The sequence below is a fragment of the Streptomyces tricolor genome, assembly GCF_002155905.1.
Lineage (GTDB): Bacteria > Actinomycetota > Actinomycetes > Streptomycetales > Streptomycetaceae > Streptomyces > Streptomyces tricolor.
Map to the genome: position 1 here is coordinate 1 of NZ_MUMF01000554.1, position 4652 is coordinate 4652.

Consider the following 4652-nt stretch of genomic DNA (forward strand, 5'->3'; position numbering starts at 1 on the left):
GGCCCCGGCCGCTGCCGCCGCTCCGGCCGCCAAGAAGGCGCCGGCGCTGGAGGTCTCCCCCCTCCGCGGCCAGACCGTCAAGATGCCCCGCATCCGCAAGGTCATCGGCGACAACATGGTCAAGGCGCTGCACGAGCAGGCCCAGCTGTCGTCGGTCGTCGAGGTCGACGTCACGCGCCTGATGAAGCTGCGCGCCAAGGCGAAGGACTCCTTCGCGGCCCGCGAGGGCGTCAAGCTCTCCCCGATGCCGTTCTTCGTCAAGGCCGCCGCGCAGGCGCTGAAGGCCCACCCGGTCATCAACGCCAAGATCAACGAGGCCGAGGGGACCATCACCTACTTCGACTCCGAGAACATCGGTATCGCGGTGGACTCCGAGAAGGGCCTGATGACCCCGGTCATCAAGAACGCCGGCGACCTCAACATCGCGGGCATCGCCAAGGCCACCGCCGACCTGGCGGCCAAGGTCCGCGGCAACAAGATCACGCCGGACGAGCTGGCCGGTGCGACCTTCACCATCTCCAACACCGGTTCGCGCGGTGCCCTGTTCGACACGATCATCGTGCCGCCGGGCCAGGTCGCGATCCTCGGCATCGGTGCCACGGTCAAGCGTCCGGCCGTCATCGAGACCGAGGAGGGCACGGTCATCGGCGTCCGCGACATGACCTACCTGACCCTCTCCTACGACCACCGCCTGGTCGACGGCGCCGACGCGGCCCGCTACCTGACGGCGGTCAAGGCGATCCTGGAGGCGGGCGAGTTCGAGGTCGAGCTGGGCCTGTAATCGCCGGTCAGCCGGTCACACATCGGTGCCCTTGCCTGGACGTTCCGGGCAAGGGCACCGACGTTTAGGGGGTGCGGGAAACCGCGCGAGCGGCCACCGACCACCACAAGCCGCCCGTCAGCGGACCGAACCGGACCGTCAGGCGCCTTTGCCCCTGTGTACGCCGTGTAAGCCTCGTCTCACCTGCACCAAAGCGCCCCCACGCGCCCTACCCGCGGAGCGAACCGGCCGTATTGTCTAAACGTCAAAGCCCTGCCTAAGGAGCCCTCATGACCGCGCCCGTCGTCCACTCGCTGCGCGAGCAGATCCGCGAGCACATCGTGGAGGGGATCGTCAGCGGGCGCTGGCAGCCGGGTGAGCGGATCGTGGAGCGGCGGATCGCCACCGAGCTGGAGGTCAGCCAGACCCCGGTCCGTGAGGCGCTGCGCGAGCTGGAGTCGCTCCGGCTGATCGAGTCGGCCCCCAACAAGGGCGTACGCGTCCGCAATCTCACCGCCGCCGATCTGGAGGAGAGCTACCCGGTCCGGGCCGGCCTGGAGGCCATCGCGGCGGAGCTGGCCGCGGAGCGCCTCGCGGAGGACTGCTCGGCGCTGGAGCCGCACGTCCTGGCCCTGTACGAGGCCGACCGGAAGGCGGACGGCACGGCCCAGGTGCGCCACACGGTGGGCTTTCACCGCGAACTGGTCCGCGCGGCCCACAACTCGGTGCTGCTGCACACCTGGGAAGGGCTCGGCATCGAGGTCTTCACGGCGCTGTCGATCCGCTGGCTGGGCACGGTGCAGCAGTCGTACGCGGAGGAGCACGAGGAGCTGGTGCAGGCCTTCAAGCGCCGTGATCCGCGTATCGCGGACCTGGTGAAGGCGCACGTTCTCGGCTGCGCGCCGCGCGCCTGACGCACGCGAGCACACCCACGCTCACCTGCGAAAACCCGCCTCGGACACGGCACCCGGTGCCCATTTCCAAGGCACCCGGTGCCTACTTTCTCGGATTCGAGGCCTTTTCGCCCTCAACCCTTTGATCGATCATCGATCAGGGGGTTACAGTCGCCGACGGACTTCCACCGAAGTCCCTGCCCTGTCCTGCCAAAGACCAAGGGCACCCCCGAACCCTTACCGATGAGGGAACCCCCTTCGACTGAGGAAGGCGGCGACATGACCGACCCCAACGCCATCCAGCCGAGCGCGCTCGACCAGCTCCCGGACCGTGACCCGGAGGAGACCGCCGAGTGGCAGGCCTCCCTGGACGCCGTCGCCAGGGAGGCCGGGCCGCACCGCGCCGCGTACCTGATGCGCCGCACGCTGGAGCGCGCCGAGGCGGGCGGCATCGCGCTGCCGAAGCTCCTCGAGACCGACTACGTCAACACCATCCCGACCGCCGCCGAGCCGGCCGTGCCCGGCGACCCGGAGATGGAAGCCCGGATCACCGCGTGGAACCGCTGGAACGCGGCGGCGATGGTGACCCGCGGCAGCAAGTACGGCGTCGGCGGCCACATCGCCACCTTCGCCTCCGCGGCCTGGCTGTACGAGACCGGCTTCAACCACTTCTTCAAGGGCAAGGAGGGCGACGGCTCGGGCGACCAGCTCTACATCCAGGGCCACGCCTCCCCCGGCATCTACGCCCGCGCCTTCCTCGACGGCCGCCTGAACGAGGCGCACCTCGACAACTTCCGCCAGGAGGCCGGCGGCAACGGCCTGCCGTCGTACCCGCACCCGCGCCGCCTGCCCTGGCTGTGGGAGTTCCCGACGGTGTCGATGGGCCTCGGCCCGCTCTCCGCCATCTACCAGGCGCGCTTCAACCGCTACCTCACCAACCGCGGCATCAAGGACGTCTCGGCGTCCCACGTCTGGGCCTTCCTCGGCGACGGCGAGATGGACGAGCCGGAGTCGACGGCGGCCCTCGCGCTGGCCGCGCGCGAGGAGCTGGACAACCTCACCTTCGTCATCAACTGCAACCTGCAGCGCCTGGACGGCCCGGTCCGCGCCAACTTCAAGATCGTGCAGGAGCTGGAGGCCCAGTTCCGCGGCGCCGGCTGGAACGTCATCAAGACGCTGTGGGGTTCCGCCTGGGACGAGCTGTTCGCCCTCGACACCACGGGCGCGCTGGTACGCCGCCTGCGCGAGGTACCGGACGCGCAGATCCAGACGTACCAGACCCGCGACGCCGCCTACATCCGCGCCGACTTCTTCGGCAAGGACCCGGCGCTCGCGGAGATGGCGAAGCTGCTGAGCGACGACAAGATCCTCGAGTGCTTCCACCTGTCCCGCGGCGGTCACGAGGCCCGCAAGGTCTACGCCGCGTACAAGGCCGCCGTCGAGCACAAGGGCGCGCCGACCGTGATCCTGGCCCAGACGGTCAAGGGCCACACCCTCGGCGAGGGCTTCGCGTCGAAGAACGCCAACCACCAGATGAAGAAGCTGACGGTGGACGAGTTCAAGACGATGCGGGACCTGCTGGAGCTGCCGATCAAGGACAGCGACTTCGTGGACGGCGTGGTGCCCTACGGCCACCCGGGCGCCGACTCCCCCGAGGTCCGCTACCTCCAGGAGCGCCGCGCGGCCCTCGGCGGCCCGGCCCCGGCCCGCCGTACCCACGCCCTGGCCCCGCTGCCGGCCCCGGCCGAGAAGGCCTTCGCCTCCTTCGACAAGGGCTCCGGCTCCCAGAACGTGGCCACCACCATGGCCTTCGTCCGCCTGGTCAAGGACCTCGTCCGCGACAAGGAGACGGGCAAGCGCTGGGTGCCGATCGTCCCCGATGAGGCGCGCACCTTCGGCATGGAGAGCCTGTTCCCCTCCCTCGGCATCTACTCGCCGAAGGGCCAGACGTACGAGCCGGTCGACCGCGACCAGCTGATGTACTACAAGGAGGCCAAGAACGGCCAGATCCTCAACGAGGGGATCACCGAGGCCGGTTCGATGGCCGACTTCATCGCCGCTTCGACGTCGTACGCGACGCACGGCGAGGCGATGATCCCGTTCTACATCTTCTACTCGATGTTCGGCTGGCAGCGCACGGCCGACCAGATGTGGCAGCTCGGCGACCAGCTCGGCCGCGGCTTCCTCATCGGCGCGACGGCGGGCCGTACGACCCTGACGGGCGAGGGCCTGCAGCACGCCGACGGCCACTCCCCGGTCATCGCCGCCACCAACCCGGCCGCGCTGACGTACGACCCCGCGTTCGCCTACGAGATCGCGGTGATCGTCCGTGAGGGTCTGCGCCGGATGTACGGCGAGGCCAAGCCGGGCGAGGACCAGAACGTCTTCTACTACCTGACGGTCTACAACGAGCCGCTGCCGCAGCCGGCGAAGCCGCAGGGCCTCGGCATCGACGAGGGCATCGTCAAGGGTCTGTACCGCTTCAACACGGCGGAGTCGGCGGGCGTGTCCGCCCCGGCGAACGCCCCGCGCATCCAGCTGCTGGGCTCCGGTACGGCGATCCACTGGGCCCTCGACGCGCAGAAGATGCTGGCCGAGGAGTGGGGCGTGGCCGCCGACGTGTGGTCCGCGACCTCCTGGNNGACGCCATGGAGGCCGACGCGGCGCTGCTGCGCGGCGAGGAGCGGGTGCCGTACGTCCGCCAGGCGCTGCAGGGCGCCGAGGGTCCGGTGCTGGCGGTCTCCGACTACATGCGCCAGGTCCCGGACCAGATCGCGCAGTGGGTCGAGCAGGACTACTCCTCGCTGGGCGCGGACGGCTTCGGTCTGTCGGACACCCGTGAGGCCGCCCGCCGCCACTTCGGCGTCGACGCCCAGTCGATCGTCGTCGCGGCCCTGGCCCAGCTCGCCAAGCGCGGCGAGGTGAAGGCCACGGCCGTCAAGGAGGCCCGCGAGAAGTACGGCCTGTAAGGGGCCGACGGGGGTGCCGGCGCGTTCGGC

At 70.0% G+C, this 4652-nt stretch carries 2 protein-coding genes and 1 pseudogene; all 3 read left to right on the forward strand.

Annotated features, from left to right (window positions below; genetic code table 11):
* Positions 1-781 (forward strand): 2-oxo acid dehydrogenase subunit E2 (locus CCN44_RS33335; protein WP_208639887.1); only part of this gene is annotated, 781 nt, incomplete at its 5' end.
* Between the two features lie 269 nt (positions 782-1050).
* Entirely contained in the window at positions 1051-1674 is a 624-nt protein-coding gene (locus tag CCN44_RS33340) for a GntR family transcriptional regulator (protein WP_059248923.1), read from the forward strand.
* Positions 1675-1932: 258 nt separating this feature from the next.
* Positions 1933-4622 (forward strand): annotated as a pseudogene (gene aceE, locus CCN44_RS33345) (pyruvate dehydrogenase (acetyl-transferring), homodimeric type).
* The last annotated feature ends 30 nt before the right edge of the window (positions 4623-4652 follow it).